Genomic DNA, 25273 nt, shown 5'->3' on the forward strand with positions numbered 1-25273 from the left:
GTGATCCACAAACTGCTGGTCGCGAACCGCGGGGAGATCGCCGCCCGCGTCATGCGCACCGCGCACGCCCTCGGGATCTCGACCGTCGCCGTCTTCTCCGACCCCGACGCCGACGCCCCCTTCGTCTCGGTCGCCGACGAGGCGGTGCGGCTCCCCGGTGCCGCCCCGACGGACACCTACCTCCGGGCCGACCTGGTGATCGCCGCCGCGAAGGCGACGGGTGCGGACGCGGTGCACCCCGGGTACGGGTTCCTGTCCGAGAACGCGCAGTTCGCGCGGGACTGCGCCGAGGCGGGGCTGACGTTCGTCGGGCCGTCGCCGGAGGCCATCGCGTCCATGGGCTCCAAGCTGGAGGCCAAGGCGCTGATGGAGAAGGCCGGGGTCCCGGTGCTGCCGGGCGCGACCGTGACCGAGGAGACGGACCTCGGGGCCGTCGCCGCGGAGATCGGGTTCCCGGTGCTGGTCAAGGCCGCGTTCGGCGGCGGCGGGCGCGGCATGCGGGTCGTGCACACGCCCGCCGAGCTGGCCGACGCCGTGGACGGCGCCCGGCGCGAGGCCGCCTCCGCGTTCGGCGACGGGACGGTCTTCCTGGAGCGGTTCGTCGTCGACCCGCGGCACGTCGAGGTGCAGATCCTCGGCGACGCGCACGGCGACGTCGCGGCGCTCTTCGAGCGGGAGTGCTCGATCCAGCGGCGGTACCAGAAGATCGTCGAGGAGAGCCCGTCCCCGGTCGTCGACGACGCGTTGCGGGCCGAGCTGGGGGAGGCCGCCGTCGCCGCGGGCAAGGCGATCGCCTACTCCGGCGCCGGGACCGTCGAGTTCGTGCTGGACCAGGACGGCAAGTTCTTCTTCCTCGAGGTCAACACCCGGCTGCAGGTCGAGCACCCGGTCACCGAGCTGGTCACGGGGCTGGACCTGGTGGAGCTGCAGCTGCGGATGGCCGAGGGGGAACCGCTGCCGGAGTCCGTGACCGGGGCGGAGATCTCCGGGCACGCGATCGAGGTCCGGCTCTACGCGGAAGACGTCCCGGCCGGGTTCCTGCCCGCCACCGGCACCCTGCACCGCTTCCGGATACCGGACCTCCCCGGTGTCCGCGTCGACAGCGGCGTCGTCGACGGCTCGGTCGTCGGGACCCACTACGACCCGATGCTGGCGAAGGTGATCGCGCACGGCCGCACCCGGCTCGACGCCGCCCGGACCCTGGCCCGCGCGCTGCGGCAGGCCGAGCTGCACGGCGTCACGACGAACCGGGACCTGCTCGTCGGCATCCTGCGCGAGGAGGAGTTCCTCGCCGGGCGGACGGACACGGGCTACCTCACCCGGCACGACCCGGCCGAGCTCGGCGCCGCGGCCGGGGGTGGCGTCCGGCAGGCCGCCGCGGCCGCGCTCGCCGCCCAGGCCGGCAACCGGGCGTCGGCGCGCGTCCTCGGCGGGCTGCCGTCGGGCTGGCGCAACGTCGGCGGGGCGCCGCAGCGGGTGAGCTACACGCTGGGGGAGCGGACCCTCGAGGTCGCCTACCGGCTCAACCTCCACGGCCGCGGCCTGGACCTGCGGGTCGACGGCGAGCCGCTCGGCGGGTCCGTCGCGCTGCTGTCCGCGAGCCCCGACGCCGTCGAGCTGGAGATCGACGGGGTGCGCCGGGCCTACGCGGTGCACCGGATCCCGGGTTGGTCCTTCGTGGACGGTCCGGACGGGTCCGCGGCGCTCGCCGAGGTCCCGCGCTTCGCCGACCCGAACGCCGTCGCCCACGCCGGATCGCTGCTGGCCCCGATGCCGGGGTCGGTGGTCCGGGTGCTGGCCGAGGCCGGCGCGGCCGTCACCGCGGGGCAGGCGCTCGTCGTCCTGGAGGCGATGAAGATGGAGCACACGGTGACCGCGCCCGTCGACGGGACGGTGGCCGAGATGAACGTCGGTCCGGGGGACCAGGTCGACACCGGTCAGGTGCTGGCCGTCGTCGAGGAGCCGGAGGGGTGAGCGTGACGTCCGGGAGCGGGTGGTGGCCTTGCGCTCCGCGCCCGCGGTGGCAGGGTTCGAGGCGTTCCGGCGACGAGGCCGGGCGAGCGGATCACAGTGTGGGCGGTAGCCGGGTATGAACATCGCGAACCTCCTGCGGCGCAGCGCCGCGGACCATGCGGGACAGGTCGCGTTGCGGCTGGACGACACCGAGATCGGCTACGGCCACTTCGCGGACATCGGCGGCCGGTTCGCCGCCCATCTGCGCGCGGTGGGCGTCGCGCCGGGGGACCGGATCGGGTTCTTCCTGCCGAACACCCTCGACTACCTGCCCGCCCTGCTCGGGGTGTGGCAGGCCGGCGGGGTCGGCGTCCCGCTGAACCATCTCTTCCCCGACGGCCCGCTGCGGCACGCGATCCTGGACTCCGGTGCCACGCGTGTGCTCGCGCTCCCGGGCGACGTGGCGCGGCTCGAGTCCGTCCTGGACGGTGCCGGGTCCGGCGTCGAGATCCTGACGACGGGACCGGGGGGCGGGTTCGAGCAGGCGATCGCCGCCCACGATCCGCGGCGCGACGTCGTCCCCCGGCTGGACCGGGACGACGCCCTGCTGATGTACACCTCCGGCTCCACCGGCGTGCCCAAGGGCGTCCGGCAGACCCACCGGAACATCACTGCGCAGGTCGACGGCGTCGTCGACCTCTACAAGATCACCGCGGCCGACCACGTGCTGAACTGCATGCCGCTCTTCCACGTCGGCGGGCTGCAGCTGGCGAGCCTGCCGGTCCTGCTGCGCGGCGGGCAGATCACGTTCATGCCGCGGTGGGACCCGCTGCGCTGGCTGGATCTCGCGAAGCGCCTGCGGCCGACCTACGGCGGCCTCATCTCCACGATGATGATCGACGTCGGCAACCGGACGGTCGGGTCGCCGGTCGTGCTCGACTCCTTCCGGGTCTGCATGTTCGGGGGTTCCCGGACGCCGACGGCGGCGATCGAGCGCCTCGCCGCGGGGACCGGGATCGAGGGCGTCGAGATCTACGGGCAGACCGAGCAGAGCGGGCTCGTCGTGTCCTACGCCGTCGGGGACCCGCGGCGGCCGGACTCGATGGGCAAGCCGCTGGAACAGGTGGTCCGCACCCGGCTCGTGCCGCCGGACGGCGGTGACGACCTGGAACCCGGATCGACCGACGTCGGGGAGCTGTGGGTGCAGGGCGACGCCGTCACCCCCGGGTACTGGCACCTCGACGTGCCGGAGAAGTGGGTGGACGGCTGGTTCCGCACCGGTGACCTGATGTCCCGGGACGCCGATGGCTACCTGTACTACGTCGACCGGATCGACGACATGATCGTCTCGGGCGGGGAGAACATCTTCCCGCAGATGGTCGAGGAGCACCTCGCGGACCACCCGGACCTGGCCGAGGTCGCCGTGATCGGCACGCCGCACGACCGCTGGGTCGAGCAGGTGACCGCCGTCGTCGTGCCGACGCGGGAAGGTCTCACCCCGGACGAGGTGGCCGAGTGGTGCGCGACCAATCCGAACCTGCGCGGGATGCATCGGCCCCGCCGGATCGAGGTCGTGGACGCGTTGCCGCGCACCGGGAGCGGCAAGCTGAACCGGCCCGAGCTGCGGAGGATGTTCCCGTGAGTGACGTGGTGCGCTACGAGGTGACCGACGGGATCGCCTGGCTGACGATCGACCGCCCCGAGGCCCGCAACGCGCTCAGCAAGGACGTCCGGGAAGGGCTCTGGGCGGGCACCCGCCGGTTCGTCGCCGACGACGACGCCGCGGTCCTCGTCGTCACCGGCGCGGGGGACAAGGCGTTCTGCGCGGGCGGGGACCTCAAGGAGATGGCCGAGACCTCCCTGGAGGTCCCGCCGCCGGACTTCCTGCCCCAGTTCGGCCGCAACATCGACGTGCCGAAACCGACGATCGCGGCCGTCAACGGCGTCGCCTACGCGGGCGGGTTCCTGCTCGCCCAGCAGTGCGACCTCGTCGTCGCGTCGGACCACGCGCGGTTCGCGATCAGCGAGGTCAAGGTCGGCCGGGGGTCGCCGTGGGCCGCGCCGCTGTCCTGGCTCGTGCCGCCGCGGGTCGCATTGGAGATCCTGCTGACCGGGGACCCACTGGACGCGGCCCGGGCGAAGGCGTACGGACTCGTCAACCACGTCGTCCACGCCTGCGACCTGCGGGACCACACGCAGTCGCTCGCCCGGCGGATCGCCGCCAACGCGCCGCTCTCGGTCCGCGCCGCCAAACAGACCGCCTACCTGTCCGCGCACCACGATCTCGCCGACGCCTACGACCGCGCCGAGGAGATCTGGGCGCCGGTGTATCGCTCGGCCGACGCGCAGGAGGGCCCGGCGGCGTTCCGGGACAAGCGCACGCCGGTCTGGAAGGGGAGATAGCTCATGCCCGTGTCGATGGAGTCCCTCGCGGACGACCTCGCCGCCGAGTCCGAAGTGCTGCGCGCGCTGCTGGCCGATCTCGACGAGCACGGCTGGCGGCGGGAGACCCCCGCGGAGGGCTGGACGATCGCCGACCAGGTCTCGCACCTGGCCTACTTCGACGACGTCGCGGTGCAGTCCGCGACGGACCCGGACGCGTTCGACGCGGAGCTGGAACGGCTGAACGCCGAGGGCGGGGTGAACCCCGACTCGATCGCCGCCCGGTACCGCGGCTTGTCGGGCGCCGAGATGCTGCACTGGTTCGACCTGTCCCGGGAGCGCCTGATCGGCACGTTCCGTGGGCTCGACCCGTCGACCCGGGTGCCGTGGTTCGGCCCGGCGATGAGCGCGGCGTCGTCGCTGACCGCGCGGATCATGGAGACCTGGGCCCACGGGCAGGACGTCGCGGACACCGTCGGCGTGCTTCGCGAGCCGACGGACCGGCTGCGCCACGTCGCACACATCGGCGTCGGCGCGCGGCCCTTCAGCTACGCGGTCCGCGGGAAGGACCTGCCTCCGGAGCCGATCCGGGTGGAGCTCGACGCCCCGGGCGGCGGGCTCTGGACCTGGGGGCCGGAGGACGCCGAGGACCGGGTGACGGGCACCGCGCTGGACTTCGCCCTCGCCGTCACCCAGCGCCGGCACCGGGACGACCTGGCGCTCACGATCACCGGTCCGCGGGCGACCGAGTGGATGAGCATCGCGCAGGCCTTCGCCGGTGACGCCGGAGCGGGGCGCAGGCCGGGACAGTTCTCCGGAGGGACCGCATGACCCGCCCGATCAGGATCGGCAACTGCTCGGGGTTCTACGGCGACCGGATCTCCGCGGCCCGGGAGATGGTCGACGGCGGCGGCATCGACGTCCTCTGCGGGGACTACCTCGCCGAGCTGACCATGCTCATCCTCGCGAAGGCCCAGGCCAAGGACCCGTCGGTGGGCTACGCGAAGACGTTCCTGACCCAGGTCGAGGACGTGCTCGGCAGCTGCCTGGACAACGGAATCCGGATCGTCGCGAACGCGGGCGGGCTGAACCCGGCCGGGCTCGCCGACGCGATCCGGGCCGTCGCGGAGAAGCTGGGTCTGGACGCGAAGGTCGCGCACGTCGAGGGCGACGACCTGCGTGGTTCGCTCTCCGCGATCACCCCTGAGGTGGTCGGTAAGCCGGTGTCCGCCAACGCCTACCTCGGCGGGTGGGGCATCGCGCAGGCCCTCGCGGCCGGTGCGGACGTCGTCGTGACCGGGCGGGTGACGGACGCGTCGCTCGTCGTCGGGCCGGCGGCGTGGTGGCACGGCTGGGGGGCGACGGACTGGGACGCGCTGGCGGGCGCCGTCGTCGCCGGGCACGTGATCGAGTGCGGGCCGCAGGCCACCGGCGGCAACTACCCGTTCCTCGACGAGATCACCGACCGCCGGTACCCGGGCTTCCCGATCGCGGAGGTCGCGGCCGACGGCTCGTCCGTGATCACCAAGCACGACGGGACGGGCGGGCTGGTGTCCGTCGGGACCGTCACCGCCCAGCTGCTCTACGAGATCGCGGGTCCCGCCTACCTCGGCCCGGACTGCACGACCCATTTCGACACGATCGCGCTGGCGCACGAGGGTGAGCACCGGGTGTCGATCTCCGGGGTGCGGGGGAGCCCGCCGCCGGAGACGCTGAAGGTCGCTCTGAACGACGCCGGCGGCTACCGGAACACGATGACGCTCGTGCTCACCGGGCTCGACCTCGAGGCCAAGGCCGCCCACGCCGAGCAGCTGCTCTTCGAGGTCCTCGGCGGGCGGGACCGCTTCGCCGAGGTGGACGTCCGGCTGTTGCGGTTCGACACCCCCGACGCCCCGTCGAACGAGCGGGCCACCGCCCACCTGCGGGTCACGGTGAAGGACCCGGACCCGCGCAAGGTCGGCCGCGCGTTCTCCAACGCGACGATGGAGCTGGCGCTCGGCGGGTACGCGGGGTTCCACACGACGACGCCGCCGACCGCGGAGTCCGCCTACGGCGTCTACCGCCCGGCCGCGGTCCCGCGCTCGGCGGTCACGCAGACCGTCGTGCTGCCCGACGGCGAGCGCCGCACGATCCCGGATCCGCCCACGTCGGACGCCCCTGTGCGGGTGAAACCTCGTTCTGGCGAGGTTCCCCGCGCACAGGGGGCGGTGAGCAGGAAGGTCCCGCTGGGCGCGGTGTGCGGGGCGCGGTCCGGGGACAAGGGCGGGAACGCGAACATCGGGCTCTGGACCCGCACCGACGAGGCCTACGGCTGGCTGCGGGAGTTCCTGACCGTCGAGCGGGCCCGGGAGCTGCTCGGGCCCGAGGCCGCGGACCTGCGGTTGGACGTCCACGAGCTGCCCAACCTGCGGGCCCTCAACGTCGTCGTGCACGGGATCCTCGGCGAGGGCGTCGCGTCGTCGACGCGGCCCGACCCGCAGGCGAAGGGCCTGGGCGAGTACCTGCGCAGCAGGCTGGTGGAGGTTCCGATCGACCTGATACCCGGGTAGCCTCTCGATACGGTCCGAAACGGACGGTATGGAGGAGATGGTGGCGATGGAGCTGCACCAGCTGCGCTACTTCGTCGCCGTCGCCGAGGAACGCAGCTTCACCCGGGCCGCCTCCCGGCTGTTCCTCGCCCAGCCCTCGCTGTCGGTGCAGATCCGCAAGCTCGAGCAGGACGTCGGCGCCCGGTTGTTCGAGCGGACCGGGCGGCGGGTCGTGCTCACCGCCGCCGGTGACGTGCTGCTGGAGCACGCCGTCCGCGCACTCGGCGAGCTCGACCGCGGCCGGGAGCGCGTCGAGGAGGTCAACGGGCTGCGCGGCGGCCGCGTCTCGGTGGGCGTGCTGCCCAGCATCGGCGCCCGGCTCCTGCCCGACGTGCTGGCCGCGTTCCGCGAGGCGCACCCGGGCGTCACCGTGCGGGTGGTCGAGCACGACGTGTCCCGGGAGTTCGAGGAGCTCGTCCGCTCCGGCGAGCTGGACCTGGCCATGACCCGGTTGCCGACGACGCTGCGCGGCCTGGCCGCCGAGGTGCTGGTCCGGGAGCCGGTGGTGCTGCTCGTGCCTGCGGACCACCCGCTGCACGACCGCGACGGGGTGGACCTCGCCGAGCTCGCAGACGAGGACTTCGTCGGCATGCGGCCCGGCTACGGCCTGCGCGAGTTCGCCGACCGGCTGTGCACCGACGCCGGCTTCCTCCCGCGGGTGGTGCTGGAGACCGGGCAGCTGAGCATCGTGCACGGCATGGTGCGGGCCGGGATGGGCGTGGCGCTGCTGCCCCGGCTGGCAGCGGGCGACGGGCCCGCCGTCGCGGTGCGCGACGAGGCGGCGGTGCGGGAGCTCGGCGTGGTGTGGCGGGACAGCGCGCTCGCCTCGCCGCCCGTCGCCGCGTTCCGCAAGGTCCTGCTGGACTCCGGCCGGGGCCGGTCGGGCGGCCCCGGGGCCGACGGAGCCTAGGAGGTTCTGCCCGACCTACGAGGCGGTGCGCATCGTCAGGCCGGCGAGGGAGATGACGTAGTCCTTCGTCTGCTCGTCGACGTGGACGCCGTAGCTGGTCGGGTAGTACCCGGTCTTCTGAAATGCCTGAGGCTGTTTGAGCTCCTGCCGCAAATTCGGATTGGTCTGCAGCCACTCGCGTGTGACCATCGGCTCGATGAAGGTGTAGCGGCCGTCCCAGGTGCCGTTGATGAGGATCTGCTCGAAGTTGTAGGAACCAGGTACGAGACTGGTGTCGCTGGAGTCGACCAGATGCACTCCCATTCCCGGTACGGCTTGCGCGGCAACGGCGGGCTCGGGGGAACGACGTAATCCTGCGGCACGTACTTCGCCTCGGGTGCATGTTCGGCCTTGGTGGCGAAGTTCGGGTCGGTCGGGTTGATGGCCTGCATCGTCGCCATATCGGCCATGTCGAAGTGCACGTCGAAATGCGGATCGGCGAACAGGGCGACGGGGACGTGTCCCTGGGGGTTCCAGTTGAGCATGACGTGGTCGAACGCGGTCGCCGCCGCCTGATCGGGGAAGGCGAGCATCAGCGTGTGCGGGGGATCGGTGGTCGTCTCAGGCAGTCCGTCCAGGGCGCCGGCGGTCATTCGCACGCCGACCTCGGTGGGGTTTCCCCCGGCGTCGAGTGTGGTGTAGGTCTTGACGGTGCCGTTCCCGAGGTTCTGGGACGGGCCGAAGAAGGTGCCGCTCTTGTCCGATGCTGCGCTCTCGCCACTGCACGCGGAGAGAAGGAGAGCCGTACAGGCGGCGAGAGCGAGTCCCGTACCGCGGCGGAGTCGGTGAGTGTGCATAATTCTTCCCCTTTCCGGGGCCTGAGTTCGCACAGCATCCTCCCCACCGTTCCTCGCCACAACTGTTCCGCGCCGCTGTATCCGCAGAATCCGAGCGGGACCGGACTCCGGAGACTAGTACTCCAGCCGTTGATCGTTATGATCATGCACGGGTGGCTTTCTGACGCTGGTAGTAGCTGGAGCGTGCGCGGTACTGATGACGACGGCGCCAGCTCGACCAGGCAGCGGCGCAGGCGATCGCTCGGCCAGGCTCGATGACGAAGATGGCGAGCAGGCGGCGGATCTCGTTGCAGGTCAGCGCGATCAACCCGGCCGGGCCGGGCCGATCGATGTGCTCGCGGGCTGCGATCACCGCGAGCAGGGCGTGGGCGAGCATCGCGAACATCGTCCAGCGCCGCCAGGAAGTCCAGCGCCGGAGCTGATGCTCGTCCAGCCCGGCCAAGCCCTTGCCGGCCTGGAACGACTCCTCGACCGTCCAACGGCGGCCAGCGACGCGGACCAGCTCACGCAGCGGGACCAGGTGCGGGCTGTAGCAGCGGTAGAACGCCAGCTCACCGGTGTGACGGTGGCGGCGCACCAGCAGCCACCAGCACTTGGTGTCCTCGGGCGAGATGCCCTCGGGAGGGGTGAGGGTGACCAGCGCCCAGTCGTAGTAGCGCTCGCCCTTCGCGCCAGCTCCGGCCGAGAGCCGCTGCCAGGCCCGTTTCGGCAGGCCGGCGGTGAGCTTGTCAGCGCGGAGCAGCCCGGCCGCGGTCGGGACCCGGCGGTCACAGCCGATGGCCAGCACGTAGCCGACCCGGCGGGCTTCGAGCTCGGTGGCATGTCTCCCTAGTACTCCCACCCCAGAGCAGACCGAAGATTGCTACCAGGAAAAGGATCGTTGCGTGATCCGCCGGCGCATCACCCAAAACGGGTGATGCGTCCGATCTTCACTTGCAGCAGGGTCCCACGACCGCCCGGCAACCTCGTTACCCGGAAAGGGACGCGGCGCCTGATTCGATCAGACTGGTTGTGGCGCTGCGTCACAGCCGGCACACGCAAATGAGTACCCGACTGTATCGGAATACGCAAACGGGATCGGTAATTGGTTCCAGGGTTTCGGTCGGGCTGCCGCGCGTGCAAGTCGACGGACCGGCAAGTCGGCAAAAATGCATCAGCGGGTCGCGTGGCCCGTCGCCCGACACAGGCGGCCAGGTTCAGAACGCGCGACCGGTCGTGCGCCGGTCGCCAGAAAAGCGGGAGAGTCTCATGGCATCGGCAACAGATGCGCCTGTCGATCTCTATATCGCAGCGTACGGGGATCCCGACGCAGCTCGAGGCGACTGGGACGCCATCAAGCAGCTCGCCGCCGACGATGTGATCGCGGTCGACGGGCTGATCCTTGTCAGCCGCCGTTCCGACGGCAAGATCCATGTCGATGACGACTTCCATACGGCCCGCAAGGGCGCAGCCTGGGGTGCTGTCGGCGGTGCGGTCGTCGGCCTGATCTTCCCGCCGTCGCTGCTGGCCGGCGCGCTGGTCGGCGCCGGCGTCGGTGGAGGTGTGGGCGGGCTGATGTCGCACGCCGAGAAGAAGGCGATCAAGGCCGAGGTCGAGGACACGTTGCCGCTCAACAGCTCGGGCATCGTGGCGATGTTCGAGGAGCAGTGGGCCACCGCCGTCGACGACGCCCTTCCCCACGCCACGAACGTCACCAAGGAACAGGTCGACCCGAACAGCGCGAACCAGGTCAAGGCCGCAGCGACGGACACTCCGCCCGCGACGACCTAGAACCCCGTAGCCGTTCGGTGTGATGGGCACGGGCGCCGAGGGCGTAGGTAGCGGGGAGCCATGACGATCGATTCGATCGCATCCGCGGAAGGGCCCGCAGCCGGCGTCGTCGACCTGCACGCCGCATGGTTCGAGGCGCTCCTGCGGGCCTCCGCCGGGGAACCAGCCGTGGCCGTGCGGCCGCTCCGCCGGCCCGGCGACGTTCCGCCTGCCACCGACGGTCGGTGTTGCAGGCGATGACGACCGCCACGCATGGTTGGCGTCGCTGGTTCGCCTCGACCGGGGCCCCACCGATGTGGCGGCCCGTGTTGTACGCCGTGGCGGGTCTGGTGGTCGGCGCCGCGTTGGGTGCGGTGCTGACTCCGCAGAAGGGTGCGGTCCTGGCCGGGCTCACCGGCCTCTTGGTGGCCGCGGCGGGATCGACCGGCCCGACGAAGGTTTCGTTGCGGCTCGCCTCGCTCGCGGCGGCGGCTGGGCTCATCGTCGTGTTCGCGGCGTTCGTCGTCACCGGCCATCCGTGGTGGGCGGCCGTCGCGATGGCCGCGGTGGCGATCCTGACCTCGGCCGTTGCCACCGCCGGACCGGCCGGTGCGGTGTTGGGGATGCTGGGAGGGATCGGGTTCGTGTTGACGGTCGTCTGCGCCGCAACGGTGGGGTTGGTGCCGGACGTGTCGGTGCTGTCCGGGGCCTCGCGGGTGGTTCTCGGGGCCGTGGGCGGCTTGGTCGTGGCGACGGTCGGTGCCATGGTGCGAAACCGCCGGGCCGGCACCAGCACCGGCCCGGACATCCCCGCACCGTGGGGGCCGATGTGGGCATCACTGAGGTCGTTCGACGAGCACACCCGCGACGGGGTACGAAGGGCAATCCCCCTCGCGATCGGCATGTTCGTCTACCAGCGCACGCTCGACCATGACTCGCTCTGGATCTTCATCGCCGCATTCGCGGTGTTGCTGCCGACCGGAAAGCCCACGGTCGGCGTCGCAGCCACGCGGGTGGTCAGCACCATCGTCGGCATGCTGGTCCTCTCCGTGCTCGGCCTGGTCAGCGCCGCGGGTGTGCTGTTCACGGCGGCGATCCTGTTCTTGCTCGTCGGCATCGCCTACAAGCCGACCTATCCCTTGCCGGCGGCCGCGTTGTCCGCGATGGGCGCCGTACTGCTTGTCGCGGGGCCCGCGGGAGACCTGGGCGCCTGGGCCGCACACCGCCTGCTCGACACCCTGCTGGGCTGCGCAATGGCCCTCGCGTCGATGTACCTGCTCTGGCCGAGGGACAAACCAGACAACGACGCCGTCACAGCCGAATGACGAAATGACACCAACACACCAACCTCGGACAGCGATCGGCCCAGAACCCGTCCCCGGACGCCCCCGAACTGCGCTGTAGCCACCCAGGACGATGCAGGCCCGGTGACGGCCGGGGAACGGAGCGAGACCGATGACGAGGAACCGAGTCGACGAACTGAGCCCTGCGGCCCAGAAGCGCATGCTGAACGCAACGCTGCTGAAGGCCGCCGTATCAGCGGCGCTGCTGGTCGTCGTCTACTACCTGGCCCCATTGAACCGGCCGCTCGACGCTGTCACTTGGATCGGATTCGCGCTGGGGCTCGCGGTCTTCGCCGCCATCATCGGCTATCACACGCGGGCGATCATCGCCTCCGAGGTCCCCCGCCTACGTGCGATCCAGGCGGTTGCGACCGGGCTGCCGGTGCTCCTACTGCTGTTCGCCGCGATCTACGTCCTGATCGCGAATGCAGACCCGGACAGCTTCAGCGAGATGCTCAGCCGAACCGACTCGCTCTACTTCACCCTCACCGTGTTCGCCACCGTCGGTTTCGGCGACATCGCCCCTCGCAGCGACGTGGCACGGATCCTCACCATGATTCAGATGATCATCGACCTGTTCGCGGTCGGGGTGATCGCCAAGATCCTGATAGGTGCGGTCGACGTCGCGCAGAAGAGGCGCAAGAACGAGGCGGCGGAGAACGAAAGCCGAAATGCGAGCGAGTGAGCGCAGGCCATTCTGTCTCAAGCTGAAACTCGACTCGAAACGCCTCCAAGAGAGGGCCCATTTTCGTCGCAGTTGATGTTATCCCGACCCTTGGCTGCATTCCTCCGACCCCGGAGACCACTCTTCACCCCGCACGGGCGACCCCGCCTCCGAGGGCCGGGCCTACCGTCTATGCATGACTATTCCAAATCCCGAACCCGACGCTGTCCAAACCATCCCTGTGTCGCTTGCTGAGGCCGCGGCCCCTCGCCGATGGGGTATACCGCGAGCGCTTATCCTCCTCATCGGAGCGGCATCGACGGTGGTGGTCCTCGCCGGCGTGCAGGCCACCGCCTGGCTGCTCGGACCAGCGTTCATGGCGCTGGTCATCGTGATCGGTGTGACGCCAGTGCAAGGCTGGCTACGGCGTCACGGCTGGCCCGGATGGGCCACCAGCCTCGTGGTGGTCGTTCTCGTCTACGCGATCCTGTTCACTCTCGCGCTGGTGATCATCTTTTCCGTCGCCCAACTCGCGACCGAGCTGCCGAAGTACGCGTCGACAGCCAACGCCCTCGTGGCTTCCGCGACGGCCCAGCTCACCGCGCTGGGCGTCGGCCCCGAGCAGCTGCGGCTGGCGGCGAGCTCGCTGGACCTCGGAAAGCTAGCCGGAGTGCTCGGGTCGCTGCTGAGCAGCGTCGCCGGACTGGCGACCAACTTCGTGTTCCTGCTGGCGCTCCTCTTGTTCCTCAGTGCCGAGTCCGGGGGCATGGATGACCGATTCGCGTCAATCGCCAAGGACCGACCGAAGATCATTGAGGCGCTCAACCATTCCGCCTGGGGCACCCGCCAGTACCTGCTGGTGACCACGGTGTTCGGGTTCATCGTGGCAGTGCTGGACTCCGTCGCACTGGGGATCATGGGTATCCCGTTGGCGGTCACCTGGGGCGTGCTGGCGTTCATCACGAACTACATCCCGAACGTCGGGTTCATCATCGGTGTCGTGCCGCCCGCACTACTCGGGCTGCTGACCGGCGGCCCGCGGCTGATGCTGATCGTCATCATCGTGTACGCGGCGATCAACTTCGTGGTGCAGTCGATCATCCAGCCGCGTTTCATCGGTGACGCGGTCGGGCTGTCGATGACGATCACGTTCGTCGCCCTGGTGTTTTGGGCATGGCTGCTGGGCGCGCTCGGCGCGATCCTGGCCATCCCGCTCACACTGATGTGCAAGGCGATCCTTGTGGACGTCGACCCACAGGCCCGATGGGCCGAGGTGCTGCTGCGATCCTCGGCCAAGGACCCCGACCCGTCCGCGCCCACGAAGAAGTCGCGCCGCCAGCGCCGCCACGCGCCACCACCCTCCACCGACCCGACGCCCGCATCAACCTGACCACGCCGGGCGGAGCCCGATCCATCAGTCGAGCGTGCGCGGTGCGGTCGGCGAGGGCGTCAGCATCGCTCTGACCGCCACAGCGTCGAGGAAACGCACGCGCCCCGTCCGGCTGCGTGACATCGACGTCGAGCGCACTCGGCCGGCACGGTCCGTGTCATCTCGTCCCGCTGCACGGACCGTTCGAAAGTTCAGCTCGGCCAATTCGGAGGGTCACCCGCCGCGGGTGAGGTGATGCACGCCAGCCGCGAGACGATATGTGGCGTTCTACCGCTGCTACAGCCCGCACCTGGTCCCGCTGCGTGAGCTGGTCCGCGTCGCTGGCCGCCGTTGGACGGTCGAGGAGTCGTTCCAGGCCGGCAAGGGCTTGGCCGGGCTGGACGAGCATCAGCTCCGGCGCTGGACTTCCTGGCGGCGCTGGACGATGTTCGCGATGCTCGCCCACGCCCTGCTCGCGGTGATCGCAGCCCGCGAGCACATCGATCGGCCCGGCCCGGCCGGGTTGATCGCGCTGACCTGCAACGAGATCCGCCGCCTGCTCGCCATCTTCGTCATCGAGCCTGGCCGAGCGATCGCCTGCGCCGCTGCCTGGTCGAGCTGGCGCCGTCGTCATCAGTACCGCGCACGCTCCAGCTACTACCAGCGTCAGAAAGCCACCCGTGCATGATCATAACGATCTACGGCTGGAGTACTAGATCCGGTGCAGGGTGCCCTCGTCCGGGCCGCGGTCCCCGGTCCAGCGCTGCACCGCGTCGGTGTCGACGTCGAGCAGGTCCAGCGCTCGGCCCACCGTGTGGTCCACGATGTCCGCGACGCTCGCCGGCCGCGTGTAGAACGCCGGCACCGGCGGCATCACGATCGCGCCGGACGCGGTCACGTCGGACATCAGCCGCAGGTGCCCGGCGTGCAGCGGGGTCTCGCGCAGCAGCAGGACCAGCCGCCGGCGCTCCTTGAGCACCACGTCCGCGGCCCGGACCACCAGCGACTCGTCGTAGCTCGACGCGATGCCCGACAGCGTCTTGACGCTGCACGGCGCGACGAGCATCCCCGCGGTCCGGAACGAGCCGCTGGAGATGGAGGCGCCGAGGTCGTTCTCCGAGTGCACGACGTCGGCGAGCGCCCGGACCTCGGCGACGCTGCGGTCGGTCTCGTAGCCGATGGTGGCCCGCGCGGCCTTCGTCATGACCAGGTGCGTCTCGACGTCCGGGATCCCGCCCAGCAGCTCCAGGGCCCGGATGCCGTAGACCGCCCCGGACGCCCCGGTGATCGCGATGATGATCCGGCGCACTACAGCCCCAGCTCCGCCAGGTGCCCGCGCACGCGCTCGGGGTCCGCCGGCTCCACCCGCATCTGCCGATAGCGGTCGCGGTCGGCGGACGGGACGGTCGCGTCGATCCCGAGCTTGGCGGTGAGCGCGCCGTCGGCCGACGGGTCCAGGCTGCTGCCCTTCGCGTTCGGCACGACGAGCAGGTCCCGGTCGGCCTGCACGCGGGTGGCGACGGCCCAGCCGACCTGCTCGTCGTCGAGCACGTCCACGTCGTCATCGACCACGGTGACCTGCTTGATCGTCGACGCGGTGAGGAACAGCGTCATCATCGCCGTACTCGCCGCCCCGGGCGCCGGGTTCCGCAGCGCCACGACCGCGGACAGCCGGCAGGACCCGGACTCGGGCAGCCGCAGCCCGGCCACGTCGAGACCGGCCCGGCGCAGCGCCCGCATGCAGGCCGCCTCGCGCGGGACGCCGCCCGCGTAGAAATGCTCGCGGCCGCCGGAGAGGATCGTCTGGAACACCGCGTCGTCGCGGTGCCACCCCTCGAGCAGCTCGATCACCGGCGCCGGGCCGCCCGGGCCGTAGGTGCGCGGGTACTCGCCGAAGGGCCCCTCGGCCTCGCGGCGACCGGCCCGGAACCGGCCCTCCAGCACGAACTCGGCCCGCGCGGGGACGAGCGCGTCGACGGTCGGCGCCGCCACCAGCTCGATCGGCTCGGGAGCCAGCGCGTTCGCCACGCCGTAGTCGTCCAGCTCCCGGTCCGCCGGCGACTGGCTGGCCAGGACCAGCGCCGGGTGCACCCCGACGACGAGCGCGACGTCGAGGTCGCGGCCCGCCGCCTCGGCCTCGGTGAAGATCCGGCGCAGACGTCCGGGCAGCAGCAGCGCGCGCAGCTCCCGTTCGCCCGCGGCCTGCAGCCGGTTGATCGACAGGTTCATCCGGCCGCTCGCCGGGTCCCGCACCACGACCAGCGCCGAGGTCAGGTAGAGGCCTCCGTCCCGGGAGTGCTGCCGGGTGAGCGGCAGCGCGGACAGCAGCCGGTCGCCGGTGAGGCGGTTCGCGAGCACCGGCGCGTCCGCCGGCTCGACCTGCGGGCAGGGCGCCGGGTCGTCGAGCGCGGCGGCGAACCGGTCCGCGACGTCGTGCGGGTCGCAGCCCAGCGCGAGCCCGAGGTGCTCGCGGCCCGGCACGGTGTTGCCCACCAGCGGGAACTCCGCGCCCTCGACGTCGTCGAAGTGGACCGCGCGTCGGCCGTCGGCCCGTTCCAGGACCGCGGCGACGTCCTGGTCCGGGCCGATCGGGGCCTTCAGCCGGACGAGCTCGCCCCGGGAGTCGAGCATGCCCAGCCAGGAGCGCAGGTCCGTCACGTGAACACCCCGCCGCCGTCGACCACCACGGTCTGCCCGGTCACGAACCCGCTCGACGGCGACGCCAGCCACAGCACGGCACCGACCAGGTCGTCGGGCGCCATCTCGCGGCCGAGCGCGCGACCCTTGGCGGCCATCGCGATGTAGTCGCCGGTGTTCAGGACGCGGCTGGCGTCGTCGCTGACCAGGCCGGGGGCGACCCCGTTGACGGTGATGGTGTCGCCGCCCAGCTCGCGCGCCGCAGCCCGGGTGAGCCCGTCGACGGCGGCCTTGGAGGCGACGTAGTGCGCGAACCCGGGCGCGCCCATCCGGGCGACGGTGGAGGAGATGTTGACGATCCGGCCGCCGCCGCCCTCGCGCATCACCGGGGCGACCGCCTTGATGGCCTGCCAGGTGCCGCGCACGTTGACGGTGAGCACCCGGTCCCACTCGTCGTTCGTCAGCTCGGTGAGGTGCTTCTTGCCGCCCAGGCCCTGGTAGATCGCGGCGTTGTTGACCAGCGCGTCGATCCGGCCGAACTCGCTGCGGGCGGTGTCGACGACGCGTCCCCAGTCGTCGTCGGAGGTGACGTCGGCGGCGACGAACACGACCCGCCCGCCGCCGGCGGCCGTGATCTTCTCGGCCAGCGCGGTGCCGGTGTCGGTCGCGGCGGCCACGTCCGTGGCGACGACGTCCGCGCCCGCCGCGGCGAACGCGGCCACGTAGTCGCCGCCGATCCCGCCGCCGGCGCCGGTGACGACGACGGTGCGGCCCCGGTGCTCGGAGTGGCCGTTCTCGGTGCTCATGGAATGGAGGTCCTTTCGGGGTGGGCTCAGGCCCGGTCGGCGGGGGCGGGCGGCGTGGCCGGTGCTCGGTCCGAGCCGTGCGCCGGCTCCTCACGGTCCAGCGCGCCGCGGGTCTCGGGCACGAACAGCGCGCCGATCAGGAACAGCGCCACGACGGCGCCGAGGAAGATCGCCAGCCGGCCCGGGATGTCGGCCACGGTGGGGCTGGCCAGGCTGACGAAGGTCGTGGTCAGCCCGCCGATCGCGAAGCCGCCGTTCCAGATCAGCGCGGTCGCAGTGGCCCGCAGCCGGGTCGGGAACAGCTCGTTGAGGAAGATCGGGACCGCGGCGTAGGACGCGTTCGCGAGCACGGTCAGCAGCAACCCGTAGACGAGCAGGGTGCCCGTGTCGTCAGGCCCGAGGCCGGCCATGCCGGTGACCAGCAGCGGCAGCGCGAACAGGTTGACCACGCCGATCGTCAGGAACACCGGGCGGCGCCCGTAGCGCTCCGAGAGGTGCCCGGTCAGCAGCGCGATCGGCAGGATCGCCAGGCTCGTCCACACCAGCAGCACCCCGCGCGGACCGGTCGCGAGCTCGTTGATCTGGGCGAGGAACGTCGGGAGGTAGCCCGAGGTCAGGTAGTACTGGGCGCCGGCACCGATCACCAGCGCGATGCTCGCGATGAGCGTGCGGGTGGTGGTCGCGCTCAGCAGGTCCCGGGCCCGCGCGGGTTCGCGCGCCTCGGCGGCGTCCTTGGCGGCCGCGACCCACACCGGTGACTCCTCGAGCACCCGGAAAAGCGCCAGGCTGAGCAGGGACGCGAGCAGGCCGGTGAAGAACATGACCCGCCATCCCCACGCGTCGAACGCGGGACCGGGGAAGGCCGCGGAGACGCCGAGGAACACCAGCGACGCGATGACCGCGCCGAGTCCGGCACCCCCGCCGCCGACCAGGCCGGAGACCAGGCCGCGCCAGCGCTGCGGCACGGTCTCGGTGCCCAGCGTGTGGGTCGAGGCGACGACGCCGCCCACGAACAGGCCCTGCACCAGCCGCAGCGCGACGAACACGATCGGCGCGACGACCCCGACGGTCTCGAAGGTCGGCAGCGCGCCCATGACGGCGGTGGCCAGGCCGACGCCGCCGACGGTGACGACCATGCAGCGGCGTCGCCCGTGCTTGTCGGCGTAGCGGCCGAACACGGCGCCGCCGAGGGGGCGCATCACCAGGCTCACGCCGAACGACGCGAACGTCGCCGCCAGCGTCAGGGTGGGACTGGAGCTGGGGAAGAACAGCGGCCCGATCGTCGAGGCGACGTAGAGCAGGATGAACAGGTCGAACAGGTCGAAGGCGAACCCCACGGCCGACGCGGTGCCCGCGGTGATCATCTGCTTCGGGCTGGGGACCGGGATGCCCGGCACGGCGGCGCTCACCACGTCACCGGCAGCCTGCGCACACCGAGGTGGCGCCCTCCGCCCTCGAGCGGGTCGGTCCGCTCGACCTCCCCGTCCACCCGGAAGCCCGGGATCCGCCGCAGCACGGTCTCGACCGCGATCTTGATCTCCAGCTTGGCCAGCGCCATCCCCGGGCAGGTGTGGATGCCCGCGCCGAACGCGAGGTGCCGGTTGGGACGCCGGTCGATGACGACCTCGTCGGCCCGGTCGAACGCGTCGGGGTCCCGGTTGGCCGAGGCGAACAGCAGCAGCACCCGCTCACCGGCCTTCAGCTGCTGCCCGGCCAGGCAGGCGTCGGTCGTCAGCTGCCGGGGGAACCAGTGCAGCGGCGTCTCGAAGCGCAGGATCTCGTCGATCATCGACGGCACCAGCTTCGGCTCGTCGACCAGCCGCTGCTGCACGTCCGGGTGCTCGGCGAGGTAGAGCAGGGTGTTGCTCAGCCCGAGCGCGGTCGAGTCGTGCCCCGCGTAGGTCAGGATGAACATCATGTTCGCGAGCTCGTCGTCGGTCGCGCCGAGCTTCCCGGTTGGCCTCGACGAGCCCGGTCAGGAAGTCGTCCTTCGGCTCCGCCCGGCGGGCCTCGAACAGCGAGATCCAGTACTTGCAGACCCGGTCGATGATCTCGCGGCCCCTGGGCCCGCCCGCGTGCTCCAGGAACTCCTCGGAGTAGGTGCGGATGTCCGCGGCCTGCTCCGGGCCGAGGTCGTAGAGCTGGGTGATGACGTCGAGCGGCACCGGCGTGGACAGCTCGGCCACCAGCTCCGCGCGGCCGCGGTCGGCGAACGCGTCGACGAGCCGGTCGACGGTGGCCTGGATCTTCGGCTCCATCGCCTTGGCCGCTGCACCGCTGGTCAGCGGCGCGATCAGGGCGCGGAAACCGGCGTGCTCGGGCGGATCGTGGTCGATCGGCGGGAACCGGCTGTCCGAGACGGCCGGTACGTACACCCCACCGGTGGAGGAGTAGGTCCCGTGGTCGAGGGCGACGGCGCGGACGTCCTCGTAGCGCGACACCGCCCAGTACCCGCCGTGCCGCTCGCCGTGCGCCACCGGGCAGCGCTCACGGAGCTCGCCGTAGACCTCGTAGGCACGGTCGGGGGACAACCCCGGGTCGTGCGGATCGAATTCCGGGATGGTCGTGCTCGGCCTGCTGTCGGGCACCGTTGCCTCTTCTCGACGCGTCGCTGTGTGCGCACGAGTCTGTGACGCGGGTCGCCACGGGTCGATCGGCAACTGGCTATGCCACTGATAGCCGGTCACTCGTCGGGGTCGAGGTCCGCCTCCGCTGCGGTGCGCCACTGCTCCGCGACGTCGGCCGGGTCGGCCTCCGGCGGCGGTGCCTCGGGCGGGACGGAGACGATCAGGTCCTCGATGTCCTCGGCGACGTCCGCCGGATCCGCCTCCAGCGGGATGCTGACGTCCAGCTCGCTCTCGTCGACCGGCTCGTCGTCGCCCGGCACCACCGGCTGCTGCTGCTCGACGACGTCCTCGATCGGATCCTCGTTACCCATCCCGCAGGGGTGCCCCTCGGGTCCTCGGCTACACGCGGTTCGGCCCGAGACCCCGACTCGCGCGGCTTCGGACCCCGACTCGCGCGGCTTCAGACCCCGACTCGCGCGGCTTCGGACCCCGACTCGCGGGGTCGAGGGTGGTGGTTTCCGCGAGTCGGGGTCCTGGGCCTGCCGAGTCGGTGTGATCAGACGAGCTCGTCGTCCTTCGCCCTCGCCTCGTCCGATCCGGGCCGGGGCGCCGCCGGCCGGGTGGGCAGGGCCCTGCGGATCAGCGGGAAGGCCAGGAGCAGGGCGATCACCGTGTAGACCCCGATCGCCAGCGGCGTGGAGAACAGGGTGGAGACGTCGCCGTCCGCGATCTGCAGGGAGCGGCGCAGCTGCAGTTCGGCGTCCGGGCCCAGGATCACCCCGAGGATCGCCGGGAGGACCGGCAGTCCGAACCGGCGCATCAGGAACCCGATCGCGCCGATCACGAGCAGCACCAGGATGTCCACCGGCTGCCCGGACACCGCGTACGCGCCGACGCAGGCGAAGAACAGGATGCCCGCGTACAGGTACGGCCGCGGGATCCGCAGCAGCGTCGCCCAGAGCGGCGCGAGCGGCAGGTTGAGCACCAGCAGCAGCACCAGGCCGATGAACAGGCTGGCGATCAGCGTCCAGACCAGGTCCGGCTCGCTCTGGAACAGCAGCGGGCCGGGCTGGATGCCGAACTGCTGGAACGCCGCGAGCATGACGGCGGCGATCGCCGTCGTCGGCAGGCCCAGGGTGAGCATCGTGGACATCGTGCCCGCGGACGACGCGCTGGCCGCGGACTCCGGACCGGCGACGCCCTCGATCGCGCCCTTGCCGAACTCGTCCTTGTGCTTCGAGAGCCGGCGCTCGGTGACGTAGGAGAGGAACGTCGGGATCTCCGCGCCGCCGGCCGGGATCGAGCCGAACGGGAACCCGATGAACGGCCCGCGCAGCCACGGCTTCCAGGTCCGCTTGAGGTCCGCCTTCGACAGCCACGGCCGCCCGACGGGGATGACCTCCTGCTGGGTGCGGCGCAGGTGCGCGGCCACCCACAGGGCCTCGCCGACGGCGAACAGCCCGACCGCGACGATGACGACGTCGATGCCGTCGGCGAGCTGCGGCACGCCGAACGTGAGCCGCGGCTGGCCGCTGATCGGGTCCAGCCCGACGAGCCCGATCGTCAGCCCGAGCGCGAGCGAGGCGAAGCCTCGGATCCGCGAGCTGCCGAGCACCGAGGTCACCGCCACGAACGCGAGCACCATGATCGCGAAGTAGTCCGGCGCGCCGATGTTCACGGCGACGGACGCGACGAGCGGGGCCAGCAGGACCAGCCCGCAGACGCCCAGGAATCCGCCGACGAAGTGCCCGATCGCGGCCGTGGCGAGGGCCTGCGCCCCGCGCCCGGACTTCGCCATCGGGTTGCCCTCGATCGCCGCGACCACCGCCGCGCTCTCGCCGGGGGTGTTGAGCAGGATCGACGTCGTCGACCCGCCGAACATGGCGCCGAAGTAGATGCCGGCGAACATGATGAACGCGCCGGTGGGGTCGAAGGCGTAGGTGACGGGCAGCAGCAGCGCGACGGCCATCGCCGGGCCGATGCCCGGGAGCACGCCGATCGCGGTGCCGAGGAGGACGCCGAGGGCGGCGAAGAGGAGGTTGCCCGGGGTCAGCGCGGCGCCGAACCCGTCCATGAGGTGGGACAGGGACTCGATCACCCGAACACTCCCATCAGCGGCCCGCCCGGCAGGTCGACGCCGAGCAGCGCGTCGAACAGGACCCAGGTCACCAGGGACACCCCGGCCGCGATCACGAAGTCCCGCACGATCGTGCGGGAGCCGAGCGAGTAGGTCGCGCCCCAGAACAGGACGGTGCCGGCGATCGGCCAGCCGAGCAGCGGGATGAGCACGGCGGTGGCGACCAGGATCCCGGCGAGCATGCCGACGGTGCGCAGGTCCGGGGGCGTGGACAGGTCGATGTCCTCGCCGGCCTCGGCCTCGCCGTGGCCGCCGCGCAGCACGTCGACGGTCAGGAGCACGGCCAGCAGCACCAGCGCCCCGCCGACGACGAACGCGACGGCGTGCGGGCCCAGCGGGTCCGAGCCCGCCGGAACCGCTCTCCAGGGTGGTGTCGACGACGACGAGCAGGCCGACGACGAACAGCAGCAGGGAGACACCGAGCTCGGAGTAGCGCCGGTACCAGGGGCCCTCCTGATCGGGTGAGGCCTGGTCGGGGCGGTCTTCCAACACGGTCATGACGTCAGCCCCAGTTCCCGCAGCACCCCGGCCACGCGCGTGTTCTCGTCGGCGAGGAAGGTTCCGAACGCGTCCCCGGGGACGAAGGCGTCGGCCCAGCCGTTGCGGGTGAGCGCCTCCTTCCACTCCGGGCTGTCGTGGAGCCTGCTGAACGCGCCGATCAGCTCCCGGCGGCCCTGGTCGTCTAGCCCGGGCGGCGCGACCATCCCGCGCCAGTTGGTGAACTCGACGTCCACGCCGGACTCCTTCAACGTGGGCGCGTCGACGCCCGGGACCCGCTCGCCGGCGGTGACCGCGAGGACCCGCAGCTCACCGGCGTCGATCTGGTCCGCGTACTCGCCGAGCCCGGAGACACCGAACGCCACCTTGCCGCCGAGGACGGACGCGAGCAGCTCGCCGCCGCCGTCGTAGGAGACGTAGTTGACGTCCTTCGGCGGGAGGCCGACGGCCTTCGCCATCAGCATCGGGGCCAGGTGGTCCGGCCCGCCGGGGGAGGACCCGCCGCCGACGGGCACCGCGCCGGGATCGGCCTTCCACGCGGCGACCAGCTGGTCGATGCTGCGGTAGGGCGAGTCCTTCCCGACCACGACGATCTCCGTCTCCTCGGTCATCTTCGCGATCGGCGTGGTGTCCGCCAGGGTCGCGGTCGAGGAGTTCGTGTAGACGCTGCCGACGACGCCGAGGCCCATCGACATGACGAGCCGGTCGTTGCCGCTCTCGTTGACCGTGCGGCCGAGGCCGACCGTGCCGCCCGCGCCGGGCAGGTTGAAGACCTCGACGGCGCCGGTGGTGCCGGCGTCCTCGAACGCCTTCGCGGCGGTGCGGGCGGTGACGTCGTAGCCGCCGCCCGGGGTGTTGGGCACGAGCAGGCGCAGGCCGCGCAGCTGGTCGCCGTCACCCCCGCCGGTCGCGGCGCCGATCAGCGGCGGCACCAGCAGGACCGCGGCGGCCGCCACGACGACCGCCAGCACGGCCGACAGCCGTCTCGCCGGTGCTCTCTCCCGGGTGGACATCGATGTCCCGACCTCTCCGTCGAAGGGGATGTGTGGTGCGGGTCATCGTGCGGGCGGTGCGGGCGGATGTCTCGCTTGCCCGCACAACGGTCGTTGTGGTCGTTGTGGTCACGGGCTTCGCAAGCCCGGTGTTCCCTAGTCTCTCCACCGTGCGCCGCCGCCGACCCCGAACCCTCGCGCGCCAGTTCCTGGCGTGGCAGCTGCTGGTCGTGGTGATCCTGCTCGGCGCCGTCGCGGTCCTCGCGGCCGTGCAGTCCGACGCCGCGTTCCGCGAGACCCAGGGCCGGCGGATGCTGTCGGTGGCCGAGGACGTCGCGGCGACGCCGGGCGTCCGCGCGGGGCTCGTGCAGCGCAACGTCGACCTGCTCGCCACGTTCGCGCGCAGCGCCGAGAACCTCTCCGGCGCGGACCGGCTGCTGATCGTCGACGCCGACGCGGTCGTCCGGTCCACCCCCGACCCCGCCGAGCTGGGCAGCCCGTTCGCCGTCGGGGAGTCCACCGCGTTCCAGGGGCGCGCCTGGGTGGGGGACCCGGACGGGGACTCGGTGGTCGCGCAGGTCCCGGTGATCGGGGACGACGGCGCGGTCGTCGGCATCGTGTCCGCCGGGATCACGGCGCCGACCCTGCTGCAGGCGCTGGCCCCCGCCCGGGGCGAGGTCGCGGCGGTGCTCGGGCTCGCCCTCGTCCTCGGGGTCGTGGGGTCGCTGCTGCTCGCCCGGCGGGTCCGCCGGCAGACTCTCGGGCTGGAGCCGGAGGAGATCGTGGAGCTGGTGCAGCGGCGCGAGGCGATGCTGCTCGGCGTCAAGGAGGGGGTCGTGGGCCTGGACCCCGGGCAGCGGATCACGCTGCTCAACCCGGCCGCCCGCGAGCTGCTGGGCCTGCCGGGGGCGCGGGTCGGCGAGCAGGTCGACGAGCTCGGCCTCGACGGGCGGCTGCGCGACGTGCTCACCGGCCGCGCCGCGGGGGAGGACCAGCTCGTGCTGCACGGCTCCCGGGTGCTGGTGCTGAACCGGATGCCGGTGCAGGTCGACGGGGCGTCCGTCGGCGCCGTCGTCACGTTGCGGGACCGGACCGAGCTGGCCGCCCTGCAGGACCGCCTCGACGCCTCCCGGACCGTGACCGACACCCTGCGCGCCCAGGCCCACGAGTTCACCAACCGGCTGCACACGATCGCCGGGCTCACCGAGCTGGGCGAGCACGACGAGGTGCGCCGCTTCGTCGCCGGGGTCGTCGCGGAGGCGGACGCGTGGCGCCGCGACGTGGTGTCCCGCATCGGGGACCCCGCGGCGGCAGCGCTGCTCGTCGCCAAGGCCAGCCTCGCCACCGAGCGGGGCGTGGAGCTGCGCCTCGCGCCGGACGCGCTGCTCGACGGCACCGATCCCGCGCTGGCCCCGGACCGCGAACCGGCGCTGTCCGCGGACCTGGTCACGGTGCTGGGCAACCTCGTGGACAACGCACTCGACGCCGTCGGGGCCTCGCCGCCGCCGCGGTGGGTCGAGATCGGCGTGGTCCTGGACCGGGACACGGTGGAGGTGCAGGTCCGCGACTCGGGGCCGGGCGTCGCCTCGGAGCTCGCCGAGGAGGTCTTCCGGCACGGGTTCACCACCAAGGCCGCCCAGGCGGACGAGCCCGGCGGGGTCGCCCGGATCGGTGGCCGGGGACTGGGACTCGCGCTGGCCCGCGAGGTCTGCCTGCGGCGCGGCGGGAGCATCGCCGTGCGTGAGCTCGACGAAGGCGGCACCGGTGCCCTCTTCACCGCCCGGCTCCCGCTCGCCGGCCGGGTCCGTGAGGGCGGCCCCCTGATGGAGGGGATGCAGTGAG

Annotated in this window: 23 protein-coding genes and 2 pseudogenes; 13 read left to right on the forward strand and 12 right to left on the reverse strand. The window is 72.0% G+C overall.

What is annotated here, in order from left to right; all coding sequences use genetic code 11:
- From WBK50_RS05275 to WBK50_RS05300, 6 genes are all read left to right on the forward strand, one after another.
- Positions 1–1974, forward strand: a complete 1974-nt coding sequence (locus tag WBK50_RS05275) for an ATP-binding protein (RefSeq protein WP_341334504.1) — start codon at positions 1–3, stop codon at positions 1972–1974.
- Positions 1975–2089: 115 nt separating this feature from the next.
- On the forward strand, positions 2090–3595 hold the full coding sequence (locus WBK50_RS05280; RefSeq protein WP_341334505.1) for a class I adenylate-forming enzyme family protein: 1506 nt from the start codon (positions 2090–2092) through the stop codon (positions 3593–3595).
- Between the two features lie 5 nt (positions 3596–3600).
- Complete coding sequence (locus WBK50_RS05285; protein ID WP_445942340.1) at positions 3601–4356, forward strand: enoyl-CoA hydratase/isomerase family protein; 756 nt, start codon at positions 3601–3603, stop codon at positions 4354–4356.
- Between the two features lie 3 nt (positions 4357–4359).
- The gene (locus tag WBK50_RS05290) at positions 4360–5166 is read left to right on the forward strand and encodes a TIGR03084 family metal-binding protein (protein WP_341334507.1); all 807 of its coding nucleotides are present in this window, start codon (positions 4360–4362) and stop codon (positions 5164–5166) included.
- Positions 5163–6884, forward strand: a complete 1722-nt coding sequence (locus tag WBK50_RS05295) for an acyclic terpene utilization AtuA family protein (RefSeq protein WP_341334508.1) — start codon at positions 5163–5165, stop codon at positions 6882–6884. The genes WBK50_RS05290 and WBK50_RS05295 overlap by 4 nt, the downstream gene beginning before the upstream one ends.
- 28 nt (positions 6885–6912) lie before the next feature.
- The gene (locus tag WBK50_RS05300) at positions 6913–7833 is read left to right on the forward strand and encodes a LysR family transcriptional regulator (protein ID WP_341334509.1); all 921 of its coding nucleotides are present in this window, start codon (positions 6913–6915) and stop codon (positions 7831–7833) included.
- Between the two features lie 15 nt (positions 7834–7848).
- Here WBK50_RS05300 and WBK50_RS05305 read toward each other — a convergent pair whose 3' ends face one another.
- The 3 genes and pseudogenes from WBK50_RS05305 to WBK50_RS05310 form a co-directional block, all read right to left on the reverse strand.
- Positions 7849–8136 (reverse strand): hypothetical protein, encoded by a 288-nt coding sequence (locus WBK50_RS05305; protein WP_341334510.1) that lies wholly within the window; start codon positions 8134–8136, stop codon positions 7849–7851.
- A 221-nt stretch (positions 8137–8357) separates the two neighbouring features.
- Positions 8358–8669: pseudogene (locus WBK50_RS34945) on the reverse strand (DUF5602 domain-containing protein); the annotation flags it as partial.
- Positions 8670–8783: 114 nt separating this feature from the next.
- Positions 8784–9486, reverse strand: a pseudogene (locus tag WBK50_RS05310) (IS701 family transposase); the annotation flags it as partial.
- A 299-nt stretch (positions 9487–9785) separates the two neighbouring features.
- Between WBK50_RS05310 and WBK50_RS05315 the strand changes: the two are divergent.
- The 5 genes from WBK50_RS05315 to WBK50_RS05335 all read left to right on the forward strand — a co-directional run bounded on the left by WBK50_RS05315 (position 9786) and on the right by WBK50_RS05335 (position 14482).
- Positions 9786–10439, forward strand: coding sequence for a DUF1269 domain-containing protein (locus tag WBK50_RS05315; RefSeq protein ID WP_341334512.1), 654 nt, complete (start codon positions 9786–9788; stop codon positions 10437–10439).
- Positions 10440–10843: 404 nt separating this feature from the next.
- A complete protein-coding gene (locus tag WBK50_RS05320) occupies positions 10844–11743 on the forward strand; it encodes an FUSC family protein (protein ID WP_341339303.1) in 900 nt (299 codons plus the stop codon).
- A 130-nt stretch (positions 11744–11873) separates the two neighbouring features.
- Positions 11874–12446 (forward strand): potassium channel family protein, encoded by a 573-nt coding sequence (locus tag WBK50_RS05325; RefSeq protein WP_341334513.1) that lies wholly within the window; start codon positions 11874–11876, stop codon positions 12444–12446.
- 301 nt (positions 12447–12747) lie between these two features.
- Entirely contained in the window at positions 12748–13815 is a 1068-nt protein-coding gene (locus tag WBK50_RS05330) for an AI-2E family transporter (protein WP_341334514.1), read from the forward strand.
- 259 nt (positions 13816–14074) lie between these two features.
- Positions 14075–14482 (forward strand): hypothetical protein, encoded by a 408-nt coding sequence (locus WBK50_RS05335; protein WP_341334515.1) that lies wholly within the window; start codon positions 14075–14077, stop codon positions 14480–14482.
- Positions 14483–14506: 24 nt separating this feature from the next.
- On the opposite strand, the gene WBK50_RS05340 is transcribed toward WBK50_RS05335, so the two are convergent.
- Genes WBK50_RS05340 through WBK50_RS05360 form a run of 5 tightly spaced genes read right to left on the reverse strand, consistent with a single transcriptional unit; the run spans position 14507 to position 19155 of the window.
- Positions 14507–15103 carry a UbiX family flavin prenyltransferase gene (locus WBK50_RS05340; RefSeq protein WP_341334516.1) on the reverse strand — a complete coding sequence of 199 codons (597 nt, stop codon included), beginning with the start codon at positions 15101–15103 and terminating at the stop codon, positions 14507–14509.
- Positions 15103–16452, reverse strand: coding sequence for a UbiD family decarboxylase (locus tag WBK50_RS05345; RefSeq protein ID WP_341334517.1), 1350 nt, complete (start codon positions 16450–16452; stop codon positions 15103–15105). The genes WBK50_RS05340 and WBK50_RS05345 overlap by 1 nt, the downstream gene beginning before the upstream one ends.
- Entirely contained in the window at positions 16449–17237 is a 789-nt protein-coding gene (locus WBK50_RS05350) for an SDR family NAD(P)-dependent oxidoreductase (protein WP_341334518.1), read from the reverse strand. The genes WBK50_RS05345 and WBK50_RS05350 overlap by 4 nt, the downstream gene beginning before the upstream one ends.
- 26 nt (positions 17238–17263) lie before the next feature.
- Positions 17264–18646, reverse strand: a complete 1383-nt coding sequence (locus WBK50_RS05355; protein WP_341334519.1) for an MFS transporter — start codon at positions 18644–18646, stop codon at positions 17264–17266.
- Positions 18643–19155, reverse strand: a complete 513-nt coding sequence (locus WBK50_RS05360) for a cytochrome P450 (protein WP_341334520.1) — start codon at positions 19153–19155, stop codon at positions 18643–18645. Before WBK50_RS05360 ends, WBK50_RS05355 begins: the two co-directional genes overlap by 4 nt.
- Before the next feature lie 230 nt (positions 19156–19385).
- Here WBK50_RS05360 and WBK50_RS05365 point away from each other — a divergent pair, with 230 nt between their 5' ends.
- Positions 19386–19631, forward strand: a complete 246-nt coding sequence (locus WBK50_RS05365; RefSeq protein ID WP_341334521.1) for a hypothetical protein — start codon at positions 19386–19388, stop codon at positions 19629–19631.
- 289 nt (positions 19632–19920) lie between these two features.
- Here the strand turns inward: WBK50_RS05365 and WBK50_RS05370 are convergent, their stop codons facing one another.
- The 4 genes from WBK50_RS05370 to WBK50_RS05385 form a co-directional block, all read right to left on the reverse strand.
- Positions 19921–20175 carry a hypothetical protein gene (locus WBK50_RS05370; protein WP_341334522.1) on the reverse strand — a complete coding sequence of 85 codons (255 nt, stop codon included), beginning with the start codon at positions 20173–20175 and terminating at the stop codon, positions 19921–19923.
- A gap of 185 nt (positions 20176–20360) precedes the next feature.
- Positions 20361–21878, reverse strand: a complete 1518-nt coding sequence (locus WBK50_RS05375) for a tripartite tricarboxylate transporter permease (RefSeq protein WP_341339304.1) — start codon at positions 21876–21878, stop codon at positions 20361–20363.
- 20 nt (positions 21879–21898) lie between these two features.
- On the reverse strand, positions 21899–22360 hold the full coding sequence (locus WBK50_RS05380) for a tripartite tricarboxylate transporter TctB family protein (RefSeq protein WP_341334523.1): 462 nt from the start codon (positions 22358–22360) through the stop codon (positions 21899–21901).
- A 75-nt stretch (positions 22361–22435) separates the two neighbouring features.
- The gene (locus WBK50_RS05385; protein WP_341334524.1) at positions 22436–23452 is read right to left on the reverse strand and encodes a Bug family tripartite tricarboxylate transporter substrate binding protein; all 1017 of its coding nucleotides are present in this window, start codon (positions 23450–23452) and stop codon (positions 22436–22438) included.
- 149 nt (positions 23453–23601) lie between these two features.
- Between WBK50_RS05385 and WBK50_RS05390 the strand changes: the two genes are divergently transcribed.
- Entirely contained in the window at positions 23602–25272 is a 1671-nt protein-coding gene (locus tag WBK50_RS05390) for a sensor histidine kinase (protein ID WP_341334525.1), read from the forward strand.
- Position 25273: the final 1 nt, after the last annotated feature.

The organism is Pseudonocardia sp. T1-2H, assembly GCF_038039215.1.
In the GTDB taxonomy this organism is placed as follows: domain Bacteria; phylum Actinomycetota; class Actinomycetes; order Mycobacteriales; family Pseudonocardiaceae; genus Pseudonocardia.